Origin of the sequence: Arthrobacter sp. DNA4, assembly GCF_024362385.1 — a bacterium.
In the GTDB taxonomy this organism is placed as follows: Bacteria; Actinomycetota; Actinomycetes; order Actinomycetales; family Micrococcaceae; genus Arthrobacter.
Window position 1 is genome coordinate 3,575,705 of sequence record NZ_CP101466.1, and the last position, 19,496, is coordinate 3,595,200.

Below are 19,496 nucleotides of genomic sequence, written 5' to 3' on the forward strand. Positions count from 1 at the left end.
ATCGGGTATCAGAAACTAAAACGTCTCCGGGGGGACACACATGAAAAAAACAGTCGCTGCACTCGCACTTGCAGGATCCATAGCACTTATCGGTACCGCGCCCGCGATGGCGGCAACCTACCCGGCACTCCCGCCGCAGGCAGCTGTTTCCGACGGTACCGTCGGGCCGGGTGAAACCTTTATCTTCCGTGGCCAGGGCTTCCTTGCTGGCGAATCACTGACCATCCGGGTCACGCCTGGCCAAGCACCCGCTTCCAATGGGGCCAACATCGCGGGTAGCCGCTCGGTAGCAGGACGTATCAACGTTGTGGCTGAGGCTCAGACCCTAAAGGCGACTGCTGATGCGCAGGGAACGGTATCGCTGCCGATCGCCATCAATGAACCTGGCACTTACAGCGTGACCGCGACTGGAGACACGTCCGGTGTAACGGTTGGTCCTGTCGTGGTCAAGGTCACGCCAGCAGCGCTCGTGGCCAACGGTAATTCCGCGCTTTCTAACAGCGGCTCCAATCTGGCGAACACTGGCGCCGACTCCGGCCTGATCCTCTGGAGCGTCGTCGGCGTTGGCGCGCTGGCAGCAGGTGCAACCTCGGTAATGGTAGTTCGCCGCCGTGCCAAGGCAGAGGCAGCTGCATAACCGCAACATCATATAGCTACTCAAAATGGGTGCTTTTCCGTGAACGGAAAAGCACCCATTTTTTGTGGTATCTATAGGAGCTATGGGGAGACATTGGCGCAAGACACCACGAAAGTTCGACTTGGCGTTTCCATTGCCTCAGCAGCCACAGGCGCTCCGCTACGTCCTTCTCCTGCTGCTTACCGGGTCCGCCACGGTTACCGCCTTTCTCGCCCTCCTACGGACCGTCTAAGGGTGTTCTTGAGGTATCCGCGAAGCCAGCGCGTCAGCCAGATTACTCTCGCAGCCATCATGGTACCGCTTGCTTTCATTGCCTTTTGGCCGACACCTGTCGATCAGCCCGTATCAGGGCAGGTCTCGCAATTACTGAATTTTCTCCGGGACCACGGCATCCCGAGATGGGTTGACTATGACTTCCTGGAAGCCTTAGCGAACGTGGCTCTGTTCCTCCCCATCGGATTCACGGCCGCGCTTGCCTTTCCGGAAAAACGCTGGTGGCAATCAGGCGCTCTCGGGCTGGCAATTTCTGGCTGTATCGAGTTAGGACAGCTGCTTTTTCTGAGGGACCGCTTTGCGAGCCCGTCAGATGTTGTGACAAACACGTCAGGTGCCATCATCGGAGCCTTACTAAGCGCCCTGGCGCTGAAAAAGAGGGGAGGCCCGCTGCCCTACAGGCGCAGACCTCCCCGAAGGCGTTAGCGCCGTAAATTAGCCAACGAAGCTCTTCATCCAAGTCTTGAGGTCCTCGCCGAACTCCACGCGCTCTGAAGCAAGGGTAATCACGGCCTTAAGGTAACTCAGCTTGTCGCCAGTGTCGTAGCGGCGGCCCTTGAACACCACGCCGTACACGCCGGAGCCTTCGCCCTCGCTTGCGGCCAGCGTCTGCAGGGCGTCGGTCAGCTGAATCTCGTTGCCGCGGCCTGGCGCCGTGTTTTCCAAGACACCGAACACGTTGTGGTGCAGCACGTAGCGGCCGATAACAGCGAGGTTGGACGGTGCGTCAGCGACAGCAGGCTTCTCTACAAGGCTGTTGACGCGGACATAGTCCTCGCCTTCAACTACCGAAATATCAGCGCAGCCGTAGGCACTGATCTGCGACGGATCGACCTCGATCAGGGCGATCACAGACCCCCCGGTCTTCTGTTGCACCGCCATCATCGTGCTGAGCAGGTCCTCGGCCTCGTCGATGAGGTCGTCACCCAGGAGCACGGCAAAAGGTTCGTCGCCCACGTGCTGCTGTGCACACAGCACCGCGTGGCCGAGGCCCTTGGCTTCGCCCTGGCGGACATAGTGGATGGGACCCAGATTGGAGGCGTACTCCACCAGGCCGAGCTTGTCTTTATCACCCTTGGCTTCCAGGGCAGCTTCCAAGCCCGGTTCGCGGTCGAAGTGGTCCTCGAGCGCGCGCTTGTTGCGGCCAGTAATCATCAGCAAGTCCGTGAGACCTGCGTCAATCGCTTCCTCCACCACGTACTGGATGGCCGGACGGTCAACCACCGGCAACATTTCCTTCGGCATCGCCTTGGTGGCGGGCAGGAAGCGTGTTCCCAATCCGGCAGCAGGAATGACGGCTTTGGTAATAGCTTTCCCCGTAGTCATAGCTGAACCTTAACAAATTTGGCGGGTTAAACGGCAATTGAAAGCAAAGTCATCTAAGGCCACGAAGGTTGCGCACGAGTCGCGGAAATCCCCGTAGAAAGCGCTTCCACCGGTCACTATGAAGCCTCAGCCTTCCTGTCAAGGACATGTCCGCGTAGATGTTGCCGCTCAAAAAGACCTCTGAACGGGGAAAGAGCGCTCGCCAGAGCAATCGGGCCTTGTCTCGCCAAGGAGCCTGCATGATGGCTATGAACCGTGCACTCCCTGGTTCCTGGGCCCTACCTCGATTGCGCCACTCCAGGGACGGGTCTGGCCACTCTGGCGGAATGTGCTCAGAGAGGAGATCTTCCAGAAAAGGGCGCACAGCAGCGAGGGATCCTGTTGCCATGGCAATTTTCAAGACGGCATCGGCGTACAAGTGCCGGCTCGTGAATCTACTCAAGAACTCAAGCTCCTGCCGACAAGTGGGGTGTCGCGGGGTTCGCAAAGCATGCAACGCTACGACCAGTATTCCGAGCGGTATTGAGGGGACCCGTACCTCCTGCCCAGCGATTTTTATATCCACAGTGTTCGCCCACATCGTCTCAAAGGAGCGTGCCGCCGGTCTATCCATCCCGGGAAAGCGAAAGTGGACGTCTATGCAACAAGGCCAACGAGGATGGCCAATAGTCACGGAGTGTTTGGGGAAGCTCCCGCTCTCAGGTTCGGACGGCCGTTGTTGCCAACCCCTGCCCTCAAGGGCAAGCAGGATGAGTTCGACGTCTGAAGGTGCCACAAAGACATCAACGTCCCCAGAAATCCTCGGTTCACGCAGCCCTTGCAGCACACTCACCGGCCCCTTGATGAAGAAGGCCCGAATACCCAAAGCGTCCACCACGCGCTGGACCATTGCATGGCCGAGGAGCACAGCCTCTGGAAGACTGAGCATCGTTTCATTGGAGTCTTCCGCCATAGCCTCTGCCTAGACCCTAGTCCTGCGGCCACCTGGCAATGGTTCGAGGGCACCGCCAGAAGCTTTTGGTGCCTCGAGGCGATTAAATCTTGTCGCTGAACCGGGTTCAAGCGTGGACGTATAGGTTCCGTAGTAGGAGTAGGCGTCAGTGCCCTTGATGGGAACGTAGTTGAGAACCGCTCCCAGGACCCGACCCTTGACCTTGTCAAGGTTACCCAAGGACTGGTCCAGCTGCTCCTGGGTGGTCCTGCCGGTTCGAATCACGAGGATGGCACCGTCTGCTGCCCGGGAAAGGACGGCAGCATCCGTAACGGGAAGAAGCGGCGGCGCGTCGATCAGGACCACAGCATCCTTGGCCAAGGCATCGAGCATATTCTTCATAGCCCGGGAGCCGAGCAGCTCGCTGGGGTTTGGTGGGATGCGCCCAGATCCCAGGACTGAAAGGTTAGGCAGCGCGCCCCAGGGCTGGAGGACATCAGCAAGCTCGGCGGCCCCAGTAAGCACGTCGGTGACTCCTGCTCCAGGAACAAGGTTGAAGACGTCCACCAGCGTGGGCCGGCGGAGGTCGCCGTCGACCACCACCACGTTTTCACCCGCTGCCGCCATGGTGACTGCCAGGTTGGCCGTGACAGTGGATTTTCCCTCTGCCTGCAGTGAGCTGGTGACGACGATGATCCGCGGCGGCTGGTCCACGTCAAGGAAGCTGAGGTTGGTGCGCAGCTCGCGGAGAGCTTCAGCCATGGCACCGCCGGCATCATGAAGTTGTGCTGCCGTCCCAGCGTCCACAATGGTGCTCCTACCATCCAACCGGTGGTCCACTGGCAAGGTGCCAATCACGGGAACGCCGAACCTTCGCTCGATATCCGCAGCCTTCCGGATCCGCCGGTCCAAGTGCCGCCGGACCAATGCATAAGCCACACCCAAGGCCAGCCCGACAAGGGCGCCGAGCGCCAGATTGAGCTTGGTGTTGGGCGATGTGGGGGTGGTGGGTAGGACGGCCTTACCCAGGGGGAGGACACGGACAGCCGTTGCTGCACTCTCTGAGGCCCCGGCCTGAGAGAGTGCAGCAACACCTGACGCTGGCTCTGTGGGAGGCGCCGTCTCGATCGCCTCCACCTGGGCGGCGAGGCCGTTGACCCAGACATCAGCCACGCGCTGGGCAGTTGCAGGGTCCTTGGATTGTGCGGTGATCCTGATCTCGGCTGTGTCCAGAGGCACCTTGACGCTGATGCTACCCAGCAGGGCATCGGCAGTCGTCGTCAGGTCCAGGGCCTTGATAACCCGGTCCGCTACAAGCCGCGATTTGGCCACCGACTCGTAGTTTTTGACCTTGGCCTTAGCCAGGCTGTCACCGGCCAGGGCCAGGCTCACGTTGTCCGACCCCGGCGTGACAACAATTCCGCTGGAATCGGAGGAGTAGATCTTGGGCTGGAGGACAGTCCATCCGGCGGCCGCCAGGGTGGCCAGCAGGGTGAAGGCGACAATGGCCTTCCAGTAGACCCGGAGGACGTTCAGATAGTCGGCGAGATCCAGGCCAGGAGATGTCTCCGCAGGGGCTGCTGTTGTGCTCAAAGTGCTTCCTTAGACTCAAGTTCTTGCGGGCGGCATGCGGGCCGTTCAGTTGCGGCCGCGGACCAAAATCGACTTTGCGAGGAGCTGCTCCACGGCTCCGGCGACGGTGACGCGGTAACCATCGGGTTGGCCGTGCATCATACCGACGTGTTTCGTGATCTGTTGCAAATTTGCCGGGCCGGCGCAGGCTTCCCAGATCGCTGGGCCAATGCCGCTCAGGCGCACGACTTCGTTGTCCGACATGACCAGCAAGTCATCCCCGATGGCCACCGCGTCCCTTAGGGCCCTGCGCTGGACTATGCCGGCTGGAAGGTGCCCTGGGTGGACAGCTTCTCTTGCGGCCGATTCCCACTCTGTCCCTGACGCCGACTGCAGCCGGAACAGGGGCTCCAGGGTCGCAGGAAGATCGGCGGCCTCCGAGTAGGTCACCCGCCACACTCCCCCAACGCTCTCGATAAGGCGGCAGAGCGACTGCAGCGGATCCACGACTTCGGCCTGCGAGGACGAGTCTGGGATCAGCGCAAGCACGGCATCGGCCAGCGGTACCTTTTCCAGCACGGGAGCGGTTGCAGGGTTTCCCCGGACCCGGTTCAGGAGCACGATGGACTGGATGAAAGGCATAGCCGGGGCCGGTTGAAGTCCGAATTCGTCCGGCCCAACTTGGCGCTTGGGTGCGCCCTCGCCCCGCTTCACAGACAGCGGTTTGGGATAAGGAATTACGGAGCCATCCCAGGCAATGGCCACGGTCTCGTCCGTGACGTAGCCATAGCTTCTGGCGAGCACGGATGCTGCGGTGGTCTTTCCTGTTCCAGACTTGGCCACCAGCGCCACCACGGCCCCCGTGCCGGGTTCCGCCACGCCGCAGGCGTGGAGCATGGTCAGTTCACCGGCATTGGCCAGAATGGCGGCAACCGTTAGACGGGACGTCAGGTTCTCAGCCAACTCTTCGAAGGAGGCGGCTGCCAACAGGAATGTGCTTACCGGGTGCTTGGTGGACGTGGTGGTGACCGAGGCAGTGAAGGGCGTGCCTGGAGTGGGCTCCGGTGGCACCGGCGGCAACTGAGGCTCACCGGTGCTGATGCACCGAGCCCAAGCTGAATTCATGCTGACGCGCTGTTGCCAGCTGACTGCACGGCCCCAGCGGACCACAAACTTCTGCCCCAGGACATCCAGGGACAGGAGATCACTGCCTCTTGCCAGTTCCTCAATCAGACGCTGCTGCCAACCCGCACGTTCGATGCCCGTTGCCGTCATGCCGTTAGAGCCCAGCGCCGAGGTATGCCTCAATCAGGCGCTGCGCTTCGAGGCTGGCCAGGAAGTCCTCCACCTGGCCCTGCATCTGTCCAGACTGGTCCTCGAAGGTGGCCTCAAGCTCGGCGAAGATGTCCTGCTCGCTTCGCTGCCCGTCAATCAGGTCCCAGATGAACGCAGCAGTTCCCTCCAGGACCACGGGCTGGGTTGCGTCGAGGTGCAGCAGGGCGACGCGCGCCCGAGGCTCTGTACAGACTTCTGCGACCAAGCCGCCCCGTTTCCAGACCATACTTAGAACTGGATGGTCGGGTTGGGACTGGCGGTGGGCGTCAAGGAGAGTGAGCCGCCAGCGTTCGCCGTCAAAACTACCGAGGTGGTCATGACGAAGGAATACGTGACGGCGCTCGGCTTCGGATTCACAGTTTCGTAGTTGTAGAGAATTGTGAAATTTAGCGTCTGCCCGGCAGCAATGGCCCCGCTGTACGAAAAGGACGTTGTAGACGCGTGTTGAGTGAAAGAAACGGCCGCCGAAGTCGTGGCAGGGGACAGCGATTCAACACCGATCCCAACGAGCACAGTACCCACCGGGGCTAATTTGATGTTGACGCTGACGGTGCCGGTAAAAGACGACGTCCCAGTGTTATTGAGGCTAAGAGTTGCGGGAGCGGTCCCCCCATATTTGGTGCCGCCGCCCCCAATCTTGGAGTACTGCGGGGCGGCCCCGTTCACCAAAGCAGCTGTTGCACTGATGGGCGGTGGAGATGCGGCGGCGGCGGGGGCCGCAATGGCGGTGGCGATAACCGGCAGGGACCAGGCCACACCCGCGACGACGCGACGGCGACTAAAGCCGCCCTCTTCTTCTACATCCACTCCAGCGTTCGAAATTTCAGACAATTGTGCCCCCAGAATAGGTTTCCAGCTGCGGCTGCCTTTTGAGACCGGCAGCGCGCTATGGCCGGTGTTGCCCGGCTTCGCCTACTCTCGCGAACACAAATAAAGATTTCTGCAAACGCGTTGCAATTTTTTATCAAGAATCCTTCAAGGAATCTTGAACAAGCCCGCTAGCGGGAGGAACCGGAGAACTTCGGTTCGCGCTTCTCCTGGAACGCCCGGAAGCCTTCCGCGTAGTCCTCGGTCTTGCAGAGTCGCGCCTGTTCCTCGTTCTCCTCCTGCATGGCCTGCCACAGGCCCAGCCGCTGGTCGCGGATGTGCGCCACCAGCTCCTTGGAGGCAACAAAGGCGCCCGTGGCGCCGGCAGCAACCCGCGAAACAATCTCCCGCGTGGACTCCAACAAAGAGTCGGCAGGCATGGCGCGGCTGAACATCCCCTGCGCCACCGCCTCCGCGCCGGAGATCAGGTCCGCCGTGTAGATCAGGTCCAGCGTCCGGTGCATGCCCAAACGCTCGGTGAAGTACCAGTGCCCGCCCGAATCCAGCGTGGCCCCCAGCTTGGCGAACGGCGAGCCGAACTTCGCGTTCTCCGCCACGTACACCACGTCCGTGGCCAGCAGCAGCCCCAGCCCCACGCCCAGGCACGCGCCCTGCGCCGCGGCAAAGGTGGGTGCCGGGAACGCGGCCATCTTCTGCAGCAGCGGCTCCACCAGGCCGCCCAGGTACGCGGCGGCGTCATCGTTCTCCGGGGTGACCCCGGCGATGTCCCGGCCCGCGCAGAAGGCCCGTCCCTCTCCCCTCAGCAGCAGCGCCCGCACCTCACCGCGTGAGGCGGCGGCAGCAGCGTCGTCGTACGCCTGTGCTAAATCCCGCAGCGCCTGCTCATCCAGGGAGTTCAGCTTGTGCGGGGCGTCCAGCACTACCTCGGCGATGCCGTTGCTGATGGAAAGGGAAATCATGGGGCTCCTTGGTTGGGGCGGAAAAAGGATCAGACGTCGAAGTCGACCGTGACTTCCTTGCTGGTGGGGTGGCTCTGGCAGGTCAGGACGTAGCCCTTGTCCAGCTCATCCTGCTCCAGCGCGTAGTTCTCGTCCATGGTCACGCTGCCGGTGACCACCTTGGCCCGGCAGGTGCCGCACACTCCCCCGGCGCACGCGAACGGCACGTCCGGGCGCACCCGCAGCGCCGCGTTCAGGATCGACTCCCGGGCGTGCGTGGGGCTGGCCACCTCGCCCTGCAGGCCGTCCAGCTTGAACGTGATCTTGTACGTCTCCTTGGACTCGTCCACCACCACGGGACGGCCGGCGTGGCCCTCCGGGCGGTCCGGCTTGCCGGAGGTGAACAGCTCGAACCGGACGTTCTCCGGCTTTACCCCGCGCTCGGCCAGGGTGTCCCGGCACAGCTGGACCAGCTCGAACGGCCCGCACAGGAACCACTCGTCCACATCATCCGCGTGCAGCGCGGTCCCCAGCAACTGCTGCAGCTTCTCCGAATCGATCCGGCCGCTCAATAGCGGCGCGATCCGCTGTTCGCGGCTCAGCACGTGGTGGATGGCCAGCCGCTGCGGGTACTTGTCCTTCAGGTCCGCCAGCTCCTCCAGGAACATCACGTCCATGGCGGCCTTGTTGGCGTAGATCAGGTCGAACCGGGTGTCCGGGTTGGCGGCCAGCAGCGTCCGGGCGATGGCGATCACCGGGGTGATGCCGGACCCGGCCGCGATGGCCACGAAGTTCCCCGCCTCCCCCGCGAGGTCCTCCGGGTGGTTCATGGAGTTCATGACATTCTGGTCCACGGCCTGCCCGTCCCGGCCGTGCTTGGACACGAACGCGCCCATGGGGCTCATCACCTCAAGGGTGTCCCCCGCCTTCAGCTCGGCGTTGGCCCACGTGGAGAACAGCCCGCCCAGGTCCTTCTTGATGGCCACGCGGATCTCGCTGGTACCGTCCGCGAAGCTGCGCGGCTCCGCGCAGATGGAGTAGCTGCGGCGGATTTCCTTCGGCTCGCCGCTCTCATCCGGCAGCGTGGTGCGCAGGGCCACGTACTGGCCGGGCAGGTAGTCGAACTTGCCGGCGAGCTCCGCTGGCACATGGAAGCTGACCTCAATGGCATCGTCGGTGAGCCGGCGCACCTCCTTGACCTCAAGGGAATGGAAGGACGGACGACGGCGGCCGGTCACCTCAGCCTCTTCGGCGGCGGTCTGGCGGACAACAGGCATGGGGGCTTCCTTACAGGACTTTGAAGTAGTCGAACGGTTCCTTGCAGTCCTGGCACACATACAGCGCCTTGCAGGACGTGGAACCGAAGCGGGTGAGTTCCTTGGTGTTCAGGCTGTTGCACTGCGGGCACTTCACGGCCAGGCTCAGCCGGAGGGGGCCGGAGTGACCGCCGGCCCGGGAGTTGCCGCTGGGCGGGGCGATCCCGTACTGCTGCAGCTTCTGCTTGCCGGCCTCGGTCATCCAGTCCGTGGTCCACGCCGGGGCCAGGACCAGGTCCACGTGCACGTCCCCGTAGCCTTCCTTCTTGAAGGCGGTGTAGAGATCGTCACGGATGGCGTCCATGGCCGGGCAGCCCGAGTACGTGGGCGTGATGGTGACGGTGACCTTGTTGTCCGCCACGTCCACCTTCCGCAGGATGCCCAGGTCCGCGATGCTGAGCACCGGGATCTCCGGGTCCACCACGGTGGCCGCGATGTCCCAGGCCTTCTGCTCCGGGGTGCGGGTCCGGGATTCGAAATCCGAGATGTACACGGCAGTCACCAGCTGGCCCCGGGATGCTCGCGGGCCAGCACCTGCATCTCCGCGAGGATGTAGCCCAGGTGCTCCGAGTGTTTGCCGTACCGGCCGCCGCCCGGGGCTGCGGGCACGTCCGGGACTTCCAGCTCCGCTTCGGCCAGGACCTCGGCGATGAGGCGGTCAAAGTCTTCCCGCAGGCTGGAAGGCGCGACGGCGGCACCCGCCCCAGCGAGGCGCTGCGTCAGGTCATCGTCCTGGAACAGTTCGTTGACGTACGGCCACATGGTCCGCAGGCCGTGGATCATCCGCTGGCGCGACTCATCGGTGCCGCCGGCGAGGCGCAGGACCCACTGGGTGCTGTGGTCGCGGTGGTAGTCCACTTCCTTCACGGCCTTGGCGGCGATAGCGGCCAGGGTGGCGTCCGTGGATTCGGTGAGGCGGCGGTAGAGCTCGTACTGGTAGTAGCTCACCACGAACTGGCGCGCGATGGTGGCCGCGAAGTCCCCGTTGGGCTGCTCGAACAGCTGCACGGAGCGGAACTCGTGCTCGCGGCGGAAGTAGGCCAGGTCATCCTCTGACTTGGGAGTGCCGTCCTGGTTGGGCATGCCGGCGCCGGCGTAGGTGAGGAAGCTGCGGGCGTGGCCCAGCTGGTCCAGGGCGATGTTGCCCAGGGCGATGTCCTCCTCCAGCTCGGGTGCACGGGAGATCCAGTGGCCCAGGCGCTGTGCAAGGATCAGGGCGTCATCGCCCAGGCGGAGGGCGTACTCCGCGACGTCTTCGCTGGGCTTGGCGAGGCCGGTCTTGACCTCGAGCGCGATGTCCTCCGGGCGGAGGGCGTTGCCGGGGGTGATCCGGGTGGCGGAGGCGTTGCTGTCTCCGCCGGCCACGCCGGTGGAGATGTCGCCGTGGCCCGTGGTGGGCGCGTCGGGGGAGCTCACAGGTGCTTCACCCCTTCGCTCTTGGTGTAGTACGTGGCGTGCCGGTAGTCCTTGCCCTGGGGGGACTCGAAGAAGGAGCCCTTGGAGTCGGGGTCGCTGGCGGCGATGGCGTCCGCCGGGACCACCCAGATGGAGACGCCCTCGTTGCGGCGGGTGTAGAGGTCCCGTGCATTCCGGAGGGCCATGGCGGCGTCCGGGGCGTGCAGGGAGCCGGCGTGAACGTGGCTCAGGCCGCGGCTGGACCGGACGAAGACCTCCCAGAGGCCCCACGTGGAGCGGTCGTGGTGGTCCGGTGCCGGGCTGGCCTTGGGGGCTTCGCGGTTGATCTCGGTGGCCGAGCTGGCCGGGGTTTCCGGGTTGCCGTGCGGGCTCATGCTGCGTATTCCTTCGTCTTCTTTGACTGTTTTGCTGCGTAGGCGGCTGCTGCCTCGCGGACCCAGGCGCCGTCGTCGTGCGCTGCCCGCCGACGCTCAAGGCGCTGGGCGTTGCAGGGACCGCGGCTTACCAGGACTTCGTGGAACTCGTCCCAGTCCAGCGGCCCGTGCTCCCACTTCCTGGTGTCCTCGTTGAAGCGGATCTGGTCATCCGGGAGGGTGAGGCCCAGGACCTTGACCTGCTCCACCATCATGCCCACGAACCGGCTGCGGAGCTCGTCATTGCTGAACCGCTTGATGTTCCAGGCCATGGACTGCTTGGAGTTGGGGGAATCGTCATCCGGCGGACCGAACATCATCAGGGCCGGGGCGTACCAGCGGTTCACGGCGTCCTGGGCCATCTGCTTCTGCGCGGGGGTGCCATTGGAGAGTTCAAGGAGGATCTCGAAGCCCTGGCGCTGGTGGAAGGACTCTTCCTTGCAGACGCGCACCATGGCGCGGCCGTAGGGGCCATACGAGGCGCGGCACAGCGGGACCTGGTTGCAGATGGCTGCGCCGTCCACCAGCCAGCCGATGGCGCCCATGTCTGCCCAGGTGCGGGCCGGGTAGTTGAAGATGCTGGAGTAGCGGGCCTTGCCGGCGATGAGATCGTCCATCATCTTGTCCCGGGACTGGCCCAGGGTTTCCGCTGCTGAGTAGAGGTAGAGACCGTGGCCTGCCTCGTCCTGGACCTTGGCCATGAGGATCGCCTTGCGCTTCAGGCTGGGAGCGCGGGAAATCCAGTTGGCTTCCGGCTGCATGCCGATGATCTCGGAGTGCGCGTGCTGGGAGACCTGGCGCAGGAGCGTCTTGCGGTACGCCGCCGGCATCCAGTCGCGGGGCTCGATGCGCGAGTCCTCGGCGATGATCCGGTCGAAGTGGGCCTGGCCTGCGGCATCCTCTTCCGGGGTTAGCTCAGCCGGCACTGACTGCAAGTTCTGCGCTGCCATGGTTGCTCCTATGCAAAGACCTGTCGGGCGTCTCGGAATTATTTACCGACCGTTCGTTCAGGATATGCGGGAGCGTGCGGAGGCGTCAAGCGTGGCGCCCCCATTTTCGACGCCCCATCACTTCCCGCCCCCTTATCTCCCACCGCCCCATCACGTTTGGCAGCCTTCCCACCAACGCCCTATCACTTCCGGCGCGATACCTGGCATGTCCATCCCGCTTCCGCCAGGGCGGGACCGCGAAGTCCTTGTTGGCGTCCTGACGTGCCGTTAGGGTCGTGATGGTCCGCTTGTTTTTGCAGTTACTGCCTCCGCCACCCCGACCCGGCACTGAATGGAGCACCGCGATGACCAAGACCCAAGACACCGGCACAGTCCTTACGGTGGAGTCGCCCGACGGCACCTCCCTCAGCGTCGAGCGGATGGGCAGCGGACCCAGCCTGGTCCTGGTGGACGGGGCCTTCTGCGGGCGCACCTTCGGACCCTCGCGTGCGCTGGCAAATGAACTGAAGGATTCCTTCACCGTCCACTTTTACGACAGGCGGGGCCGCGGGGACAGCGGCGAGAGCATGCCGTACGCCCCCGAACGGGAAATCGAGGACCTCCAGGCGGTACTGAACGAGGCCGGCGGCAAACCCTACGTGTACGGGATTTCGTCCGGCGCCGCCCTGGCCCTGGAAGCGGCTGCAGCGGGAACCCCGATGCAGCGGCTGGCCACGTACGAAGCGCCCTACACGGGCGTACGCGGTCCGGACGGGACGCCAGGGGGCCACCGCGAGCACCTGGAGGCCCTGCTCAGGGACGGCAAACGCGGCAGTGCGGTGTCCTACTTCCTGGTCAAAATGGTGGGCGCCCCGGCCTTCCTCCCCTACCTCCTGCGCGTCATGCCGGGAGTGTGGAAGAAGCAGACGGCGGCCGCGAACACGCTCCCCTATGAGACACGGGTGACCAACGACTTCATGGCGCCGGTGGAACGGCTCCGCACGATTACCGTGCCAACACTGGTCATGGTGGGCGGAAAAGCTGCCGGCCCCATGGCCCAGGGGCAAAAGACCATCGCCGGCGCCATCCCCGGCAGCGAACACCGCGTCCTCGAAGGCCAAACCCACCAGGTCTCCGCCGCCGCCATCGCCACCCAGCTCAGGGGTTTCTTCGACGGCGGCAAGTAGCCCGGCGAACCGGGGCGGCGGCGCGAACCAGCGCGCCCCGGCGTCGTGCGTTTCCCCGCCAGCCGGTGAAACTCAGGCCGCCCTCCGCTTCGGCGTGGTCCGGGTCTCCGGCACCGACGTCGCAGCCTCAGTGGCCGGGGGTGTTTCGCCACCGGCGCGGCCCGGAGGCGTGGATTCCTGCAGCCGGGCGCGGGCATCGAGGACGTCGCCGATGAACCAGTCGTAGATCAGCACGCCGATCACGCCACCCACCACCGGGCCCACGATGGGAACCCAGAAGTACCAGCTGAAGGCGCCGTCCACTGTGCCAGGCAGCGCCGTTTGGCCCCATCCGGCCAGCCATGCGAAGAGCCGCGGTCCGAAGTCGCGGGCAGGGTTGATGGCGTAGCCTGCGTTGGCGCCGAGGGAGATGCCGATGGCGGCGACCGCGAGCCCGATCATGAACGGGCCCAGGTTCGCCTGGACGGCGGTGTTGCGCATGTCGATGATGGCCACGACGAAGATGACCAGGAACGCCGTGCCGACGATTTGGTCGATCAGCGGGCCCGTGGGGTTGCCGTTGAAGTAGGGCGCCGGGAACGTGGCGAAGATGGAGTAGCTGGCCAGCCCCTTCGCGTCGGCGCGGCCGGTGCCGACGGCCTTGTTGTAGGCGTCGATAGCGTTGTAGTACAGCAGATACACCATCGCGGCGCCGGCGAAGGCGCCCACCACCTGGGCCACGATGTACGGCCCCACCTTGCGCCAGGGGAACTTGCGGCGGACGGCGAACGCAATGGTCACGGCCGGGTTGATGTGGGCGCCACTGACGCCGCCGGCCACGTAGACGGCCAGCGCCACGGCCAGGGCCCATCCCCAGGCAATGAGCAGCCAGTCGCCCGCGGCCATGAAGATGGTGGTTGACGTGGCGGCGCGGCCGGATCCGGGCAACGCGGCGACCGCCATGGCCACCACGCCGTCGCCGAACGAGATCAGCACAAAGGTGCCCAGGAACTCCGCGAGGAGCTCGCCCCAGGTTCCACCCAGTTGTTTGAGTCCGCTGCCATTGCGGACGGCATGTCGTAGCGGACTGATATCACTCATCGCGCGTACCTTCTTTGCGATTTTGGTTTTGTCCTTGGCTTCATCCGGACGGATTGACAATCCGGGTACTTTTATGCTACGCCGAAAGTATCCCCAGGCAACAGTCCCGGAAAAGCAATAGTTTCCAGAATGCAATGGCCCAACGGGCCCAGACCTCACCCGGGGACGTGGAGTTCGTTCGAAAGGCACGATCATGAACGACAACGGCAGCACCGAAAACACCCCCACCCCGGACGAAACGCCCGAGGAACGCGACCTGCGCGGACGGTACGTCGAAGGCAACTTTGGCAAAGCCGGCGCCCAGCGCGGCCGCCATGCCGAAGACGAAGAGGGCCAGTACATCGAAGGGGACTACGGCCCGGCGGGCAGCGAAGGCGGACTGCCCGAACCCCTGGGCGACAGGACCGTGGGCGCCGGGCGCTACGTCAAGGCCGACTACGGCCAGGCCGGTCCGGTACCCGGCCGGACCGCCGCTTCCGAAACCGGCCGTTACCCGGAAGGCGATTACGGCAAGGGCGGCACCGTGGATCCCACGCGCAAGCCGGGCGCCCCGGACGCGCACGCGGAGCCCTAGCACCTGACATGTGGACCGCGGCCTGCTTGCCTGCACAAGGCGGGCAGGCCGCTTTGGTGCCTGCCGGCGTCGTACTTTTCGCGCCTGTACTTCATCGGGGCGGCGCCGAACTGCTGGCCGGGTTCCAAAATAGGCAGTAGGCTTACTATCTTGCAGCTGGGCGCGCTGAGGTGCCTGATGACCAGAACCCTATCGGCGGCTTGAACCCGTTTAAGGAGTCCCTCATGAAAGCTCTCGTATGGCACGGTGAAGGCGACATCCGCCTGGACACCGTTGACGATCCCACCATCCTTGATCCGAACGACGCCATTGTCCGCATCACCCGCAGCGCCATCTGCGGCACGGACCTGCACTTCATCCGCGGCACCATGTCCGGCATGAAGGAAGGCACCATCCTGGGCCACGAAGCCGTAGGGGAAGTGACCGCCGTAGGCAAGGCCGTACGGCGGTTTGCCCCCGGCGACCGCGTCATCGTCTCCTCCACGATGTCCTGCGGCGTGTGCTGGCAGTGCCGGGCAGGGCACACCGCCCAGTGCGACGTCGCCAACCCCAACGGCCCGCAGGCCGGGACCTGCTTCTTCGGCGGACCCGAAACCACCGGCCCCATCAATGGCCTGCAGGCCGAGTACGCCCGGATCCCCTGGGCCTCCAACACCCTGACTCCGCTGCCGGACAACGTCAGCGACGAGCAGGCCATCCTGCTCTCGGACATCTTCCCCACGGCCTGGTTCGGCGCGCAGCTGGCCGGCGTGCAGCGCGGCGACACCGTGGCCGTATACGGTGCGGGGATCGTGGGGCAGCTGGCGATTGCGTCCGCATTCCGGCAGGGCGCCTCGCGGGTGTTCGCGATCGACGGGATCGAAACGCGGCTGGTCCAGGCACTCGACCAGAACGCGGACGTCATCGACTTCAACAGCGAAGACCCCGTGAAAGCCCTGCAGGAGGCGACGCAAGGGATCGGCGTGGACGCGGTCATCGATGCCGTGGGCATCGACGCGCAGCGGCCCTGGGCCGGTCCCGCCGCGGCCAAGGGCGAGGAGCAGGCGGAGCAGTTCGCGCAGGAAGTGGCCGAGGTTGCACCCAGCACGAACGTGCAGGGTGATAACTGGGTCCCGGGAAATGCGCCGTCGCAGGTCTCCCAGTGGAGTGTGGAAACGGTCCGGAAGTACGGGCGGATCGGGATTATCGGCGTGTACAGCCCGGCGATGACCACCTACCCGATCGGCCAGGCCATGAACAAGAACCTGACCATCCGGATGGGCAACTGCGACCACCGCTCGGTCACGCCGCCGCTGGTGGACCTCGTGGCGTCCGGCGTCTTTGACCCCACGAAGTTCATCACCCAGCATGAGCCGATCAGCGACGTGGTGGACGCCTACCTGAACTTCGACCGGCGCGAGGAAGGCTGGCTGAAGACGGTGCTGACCACGGCTTAGTCCTCCCGTGCATGACCGGCGGCCCGCTCATTGGGGGCGGGCCGCCGTCGTGCATTCCTGCGGTCTTCCTGTGCGCCGTCGAGGACGGACCCGGAACGTGGGGGCTGCTTTGAAGGGCAGCTGGGAGGTTTTGGGAGCGTTGGGAGTGCATACATCCATTTGAGTTAGGTTAGCCTCACCTTCTACTGTGCTTCGGTGACGTTAGAGACAAAGCTTGCCGGAGTCCCCTTCGCGGCCAACCTGGCCAGGTTCGGGGACCGCATTGCCGTCAGCACCGGCAGCGAGGCGCTGAGTTACCGCGAACTGGCCCGCCGCGTGGAGGAAGTTGTCCGGTCCTTCGGGCACGGCCGCAGGCTCATCGCGCTGGAGGCCGACAACACCCTGCCGGCCCTGGTTGCCTACCTGGCAGCGCTGTCGTCCGGAAATCCCCTGCTGGTCCTGCCGACCAACCCGGCGGCCGCGGAAGCGCTCGCGGATGCCTATGACCCGGACATCGTGGTCCGCACGGGGAACGGCCAGGCAGTACTGGAGGTGCGTCGGGACGAAACGCCCCACGAGCTGCACCCCGAACTCGCGCTGCTGCTCAGCACCTCCGGGTCCACCGGCTCACCGAAGCTCGTCCGCCTGTCCGCCGACGGCGTCCAGGCCAACGCCGCCGCGATCGCGGAGTACCTGCAACTGCGCCCCACTGACAGGGCCGCCACCACGCTCCCCCTCTCCTACTGCTACGGCATGAGCGTGGTGAACAGCCACCTCCTCGCGGGAGCGTCCCTGGCCCTGACCGATCTCTCGGTGGTGGACCCCTGCTTCTGGGACCTGGTCCGGGGCCGGCAGGTGACATCCTTCGCCGCGGTGCCCTACACCTTCGACCTCCTGGACTGCGTGGGCTTTGCGGACATGGACGTGCCCAGCCTGCGCTACATCACCCAAGCGGGCGGACGGCTGGCCCCGGAGCGGGTGCGTTCCTACGCGGAGCTGGGCCGGCAGCAGGGGTGGGACCTGTACGTGATGTACGGGCAGACGGAGGCCACCGCACGCATGGCGTACCTGCCGCCGGACCAGGCATTGGAGCATCCGAACGCCATCGGCGTGCCGGTGCCGGGCGGCTCCTTCCGGCTGGAGCCCGTTCCCGGACTGGACGCCTGCGAGCTCGTCTACAGCGGCCCGAACGTGATGCTGGGGTACGCCGAACGGCCGGAGGACCTCAGCCTGGGCCGCGTTGTTGACGAGCTCCACACCGGCGATCTTGCCCGGCGGGGCCCGGACGGCCTCTACGAGATTGTGGGCCGGCGGAGCCGCTTCGTGAAGATCGTGGGACTCCGGGTGGATCTGGGGCAGGTGGAGCGGCTGCTGGCGGACCTCGGCGTCAATGCAGCGGCCGCAGGGTCCGACGACGCCGTGGTGGCCGCCGTCGAAGGCGACCACGACCTGGGCCTCATTGCCAAAACCCTGGCGCAGGACCTTGGCCTGCCGCGCGCCGCCGTCGAACTTCACCCCGTGGACGCCATCCCCCGCCTCGGCAACGGCAAACCGGACTACCCTGCCGTCGCCGCACTCGCCGGTGCAGGGGCAACGGCCGGTGAAGGCGGAGGGCACGACGGCGGCCCGACGTTCCCTGGCGCGGGGTCCATGGACGTTGGGCGCATCTTCGCCGAGGTGCTTGAAGTGGGCAGCGTCTCCGGCACGGACACGTTTGTGTCCCTGGGCGGCGACTCGCTGTCCTACGTGGCGGCGTCCATCCGGCTGGAGGATGCCCTCGGGTACCTCCCCGAAGGCTGGCACCTGATGCCGGTCTGCGAACTATCGTCCGCGCAGCACAGAGTGCGTCATGCCGTGGCGTCTCCCGGTAGCCGCACCGGACCCACTAAAAGGCGGCGGCTTTTCGCGCCCATGGAAACCGGGATCCTGTTGCGCGCGGTGGCGATCGTTGCCATCGTCTCAACGCACATCGGGTTCTTCCACTGGCAAGGCACCGCGCACGTGCTCATGGCCGTGGCCGTCTACAACTTTGCGCGCTTCCAGCTGTCCGGCAGCCGCACGGAACGGTTCCGGCGTCATCTGCGGAGCATCGCGCGGATTGTGGTCCCCAGCGTGGCGGTGATCGGGCTCGCGTTCGCCGTGACGGACAAATACGCGTGGCACAACGTGTTCCTGCTCAATACTCTCCTGGGTCCTCCGGGGTGGAGCGACTACTCCCGCTTCTGGTTTGTGGAAATCCTGGTGCACGTCCTGGTCGGGCTGGCTCTGTTGCTGGCGGTCCCGGCGGCTGACCGTGCGGTGCGGCGCTGGCCCTGGGCGTTCGGCGTGGCGCTGGTGGTGGTGGATCTGCCGCTGCTCTTCGATCTTGTTGACAGCCGCTACCCGGGCCAGGGGCCGGTCCTGTGGCTGTTTGGCCTTGGCTGGGCAGCCGCCGCCTCCCGCACGGTGTGGCACCGGCTGGCCGTGACGGTGCTCGCCTTCCTGACCGTTCCCGCCTCGTTCGACAACCCGTCCCGGAGCGCCACCATCCTGGCGGGCTGCCTGGTCCTGCTCTGGCTGCCTGCCCTGCGGGTGCCGCGCGGGCTGCACCAGATCACGGCGCTGCTGGCCAGCGCGTCGCTGTACATCTACGTCACCCACTGGCTCGTGTACCCGCTGGTTGAGTCCGTGGACGTCCCGGAGCCGCTTGCCAAGGGGATTGCCGTGCTGGCGTCGATGGTGTGCGGGATCCTCTACTGGGCTGTGGCCACGCGGGCCATGGCTGCGGTGGAGCGGCACCTGAAGGGGCGGCGTTTTCGCCCCGTATTGCCCTGGGCCGTGAAGCACCAGCAAAGTAGTGGGCATGGATGACGTCACCGGCACCATCAAACTCGCAGGGGCAGTGCTGCACCTGAAGTGGGCACCTGGAGATGTGGTCACAGAAGGTGATGCAGTGGCGCTGATGAAGCGGGCGCGGGAGCTCAGCGGCGGCCGCGCCCTCCCGATGCTGGTGGAGATCACCGGTTTGCAGTGGATTGACCAGGGCGCCCTGAAAGCGTTCGCCGGCTCCTGGCCGGTGACCCGCGCAGCCATCGTAGGAACCACCCCCGTTGACCAGACCATTGCCGACTTCTTCACCGGGCGGCACAAGCCGGTGCATCCCAACCGGTTCTTCACGTCCATGGACGAGGCAATGGCGTGGCTCGCTGAGGATTCGGTTATGCCATAGCGCACGCGACGCGCGACTTCATTTCCGATGCGGAGCTTCCTTTGCGCAACCCATATGTCGGGCGCGCTGTGGAATATGCGCGTCGAAACTGATGCAGCGCGTCGCCAGGTCTTCTCCA

At 65.0% G+C, this 19,496-nt stretch carries 20 protein-coding genes; 7 read left to right on the forward strand and 13 right to left on the reverse strand.

From position 1 onward, the window contains the following. Window positions 1-40: 40 nt before the first annotated feature. Both NMQ03_RS16495 and NMQ03_RS16500 read left to right on the forward strand, forming a co-directional pair. Entirely contained in the window at window positions 41-637 is a 597-nt protein-coding gene (locus tag NMQ03_RS16495) for an LPXTG cell wall anchor domain-containing protein (RefSeq protein ID WP_255173077.1), read from the forward strand. 291 nt (window positions 638-928) lie between these two features. Then, window positions 929-1,336, forward strand: coding sequence for a VanZ family protein (locus NMQ03_RS16500; protein ID WP_255173078.1), 408 nt, complete (start codon window positions 929-931; stop codon window positions 1,334-1,336). A 9-nt stretch (window positions 1,337-1,345) separates the two neighbouring features. Here NMQ03_RS16500 and galU read toward each other — a convergent pair whose 3' ends face one another. The 12 genes from galU to paaA form a co-directional block, all read right to left on the reverse strand. Further along, a complete protein-coding gene (gene galU / locus NMQ03_RS16505) occupies window positions 1,346-2,236 on the reverse strand; it encodes a UTP--glucose-1-phosphate uridylyltransferase GalU (RefSeq protein WP_255173079.1) in 891 nt (296 codons plus the stop codon). 49 nt (window positions 2,237-2,285) lie between these two features. Further along, on the reverse strand, window positions 2,286-3,188 hold the full coding sequence (locus NMQ03_RS16510) for a nucleotidyltransferase family protein (RefSeq protein WP_324642870.1): 903 nt from the start codon (window positions 3,186-3,188) through the stop codon (window positions 2,286-2,288). 9 nt (window positions 3,189-3,197) lie between these two features. Further along, window positions 3,198-4,760 (reverse strand): polysaccharide biosynthesis tyrosine autokinase, encoded by a 1,563-nt coding sequence (locus NMQ03_RS16515; RefSeq protein ID WP_255173080.1) that lies wholly within the window; start codon window positions 4,758-4,760, stop codon window positions 3,198-3,200. Between the two features lie 45 nt (window positions 4,761-4,805). Continuing rightward, entirely contained in the window at window positions 4,806-6,014 is a 1,209-nt protein-coding gene (locus tag NMQ03_RS16520) for a hypothetical protein (RefSeq protein WP_255173081.1), read from the reverse strand. A gap of 4 nt (window positions 6,015-6,018) precedes the next feature. Beyond that, window positions 6,019-6,300, reverse strand: coding sequence for a PqqD family protein (locus NMQ03_RS16525; RefSeq protein WP_255173082.1), 282 nt, complete (start codon window positions 6,298-6,300; stop codon window positions 6,019-6,021). A 2-nt stretch (window positions 6,301-6,302) separates the two neighbouring features. Further along, complete coding sequence (locus NMQ03_RS16530; protein ID WP_255173083.1) at window positions 6,303-6,905, reverse strand: hypothetical protein; 603 nt, start codon at window positions 6,903-6,905, stop codon at window positions 6,303-6,305. 167 nt (window positions 6,906-7,072) lie between these two features. Beyond that, entirely contained in the window at window positions 7,073-7,861 is a 789-nt protein-coding gene (locus tag NMQ03_RS16535; protein WP_255173084.1) for an enoyl-CoA hydratase/isomerase family protein, read from the reverse strand. Window positions 7,862-7,890: 29 nt separating this feature from the next. Continuing rightward, window positions 7,891-9,117 carry a 1,2-phenylacetyl-CoA epoxidase subunit PaaE gene (gene paaE, locus NMQ03_RS16540; RefSeq protein ID WP_255173085.1) on the reverse strand — a complete coding sequence of 409 codons (1,227 nt, stop codon included), beginning with the start codon at window positions 9,115-9,117 and terminating at the stop codon, window positions 7,891-7,893. A 10-nt stretch (window positions 9,118-9,127) separates the two neighbouring features. Beyond that, window positions 9,128-9,658 (reverse strand): 1,2-phenylacetyl-CoA epoxidase subunit PaaD, encoded by a 531-nt coding sequence (gene paaD, locus NMQ03_RS16545; RefSeq protein WP_255173086.1) that lies wholly within the window; start codon window positions 9,656-9,658, stop codon window positions 9,128-9,130. Beyond that, window positions 9,655-10,572: a 1,2-phenylacetyl-CoA epoxidase subunit PaaC gene (gene paaC, locus NMQ03_RS16550; RefSeq protein ID WP_255173087.1), complete on the reverse strand. Its 918-nt coding sequence runs from the start codon at window positions 10,570-10,572 to the stop codon at window positions 9,655-9,657. The genes paaD and paaC overlap by 4 nt, the downstream gene beginning before the upstream one ends. Next, window positions 10,569-10,946 carry a 1,2-phenylacetyl-CoA epoxidase subunit PaaB gene (gene paaB / locus NMQ03_RS16555; RefSeq protein ID WP_255173088.1) on the reverse strand — a complete coding sequence of 126 codons (378 nt, stop codon included), beginning with the start codon at window positions 10,944-10,946 and terminating at the stop codon, window positions 10,569-10,571. The genes paaC and paaB overlap by 4 nt, the downstream gene beginning before the upstream one ends. Next, on the reverse strand, window positions 10,943-11,935 hold the full coding sequence (gene paaA / locus NMQ03_RS16560; protein ID WP_255173089.1) for a 1,2-phenylacetyl-CoA epoxidase subunit PaaA: 993 nt from the start codon (window positions 11,933-11,935) through the stop codon (window positions 10,943-10,945). The genes paaB and paaA overlap by 4 nt, the downstream gene beginning before the upstream one ends. 344 nt (window positions 11,936-12,279) lie before the next feature. Between paaA and NMQ03_RS16565 the strand changes: the two genes are divergently transcribed. Then, window positions 12,280-13,101, forward strand: a complete 822-nt coding sequence (locus NMQ03_RS16565) for an alpha/beta fold hydrolase (RefSeq protein ID WP_255173090.1) — start codon at window positions 12,280-12,282, stop codon at window positions 13,099-13,101. Window positions 13,102-13,173: 72 nt separating this feature from the next. On the opposite strand, the gene NMQ03_RS16570 is transcribed toward NMQ03_RS16565, so the two are convergent. Beyond that, window positions 13,174-14,181: an MIP/aquaporin family protein gene (locus NMQ03_RS16570; protein ID WP_255173091.1), complete on the reverse strand. Its 1,008-nt coding sequence runs from the start codon at window positions 14,179-14,181 to the stop codon at window positions 13,174-13,176. Between the two features lie 193 nt (window positions 14,182-14,374). Between NMQ03_RS16570 and NMQ03_RS16575 the strand changes: the two genes are divergently transcribed. The 4 genes from NMQ03_RS16575 to NMQ03_RS16590 all read left to right on the forward strand — a co-directional run bounded on the left by NMQ03_RS16575 (window position 14,375) and on the right by NMQ03_RS16590 (window position 19,378). Further along, window positions 14,375-14,755, forward strand: coding sequence for a hypothetical protein (locus NMQ03_RS16575; RefSeq protein WP_255173092.1), 381 nt, complete (start codon window positions 14,375-14,377; stop codon window positions 14,753-14,755). Window positions 14,756-14,979: 224 nt separating this feature from the next. After that, on the forward strand, window positions 14,980-16,191 hold the full coding sequence (locus NMQ03_RS16580) for an alcohol dehydrogenase catalytic domain-containing protein (RefSeq protein WP_255173093.1): 1,212 nt from the start codon (window positions 14,980-14,982) through the stop codon (window positions 16,189-16,191). Window positions 16,192-16,386: 195 nt separating this feature from the next. Beyond that, window positions 16,387-19,020 carry an AMP-binding protein gene (locus NMQ03_RS16585; RefSeq protein WP_255173094.1) on the forward strand — a complete coding sequence of 878 codons (2,634 nt, stop codon included), beginning with the start codon at window positions 16,387-16,389 and terminating at the stop codon, window positions 19,018-19,020. After that, the gene (locus NMQ03_RS16590; RefSeq protein ID WP_255173095.1) at window positions 19,013-19,378 is read left to right on the forward strand and encodes an STAS/SEC14 domain-containing protein; all 366 of its coding nucleotides are present in this window, start codon (window positions 19,013-19,015) and stop codon (window positions 19,376-19,378) included. Before NMQ03_RS16585 ends, NMQ03_RS16590 begins: the two co-directional genes overlap by 8 nt. The last annotated feature ends 118 nt before the right edge of the window (window positions 19,379-19,496 follow it).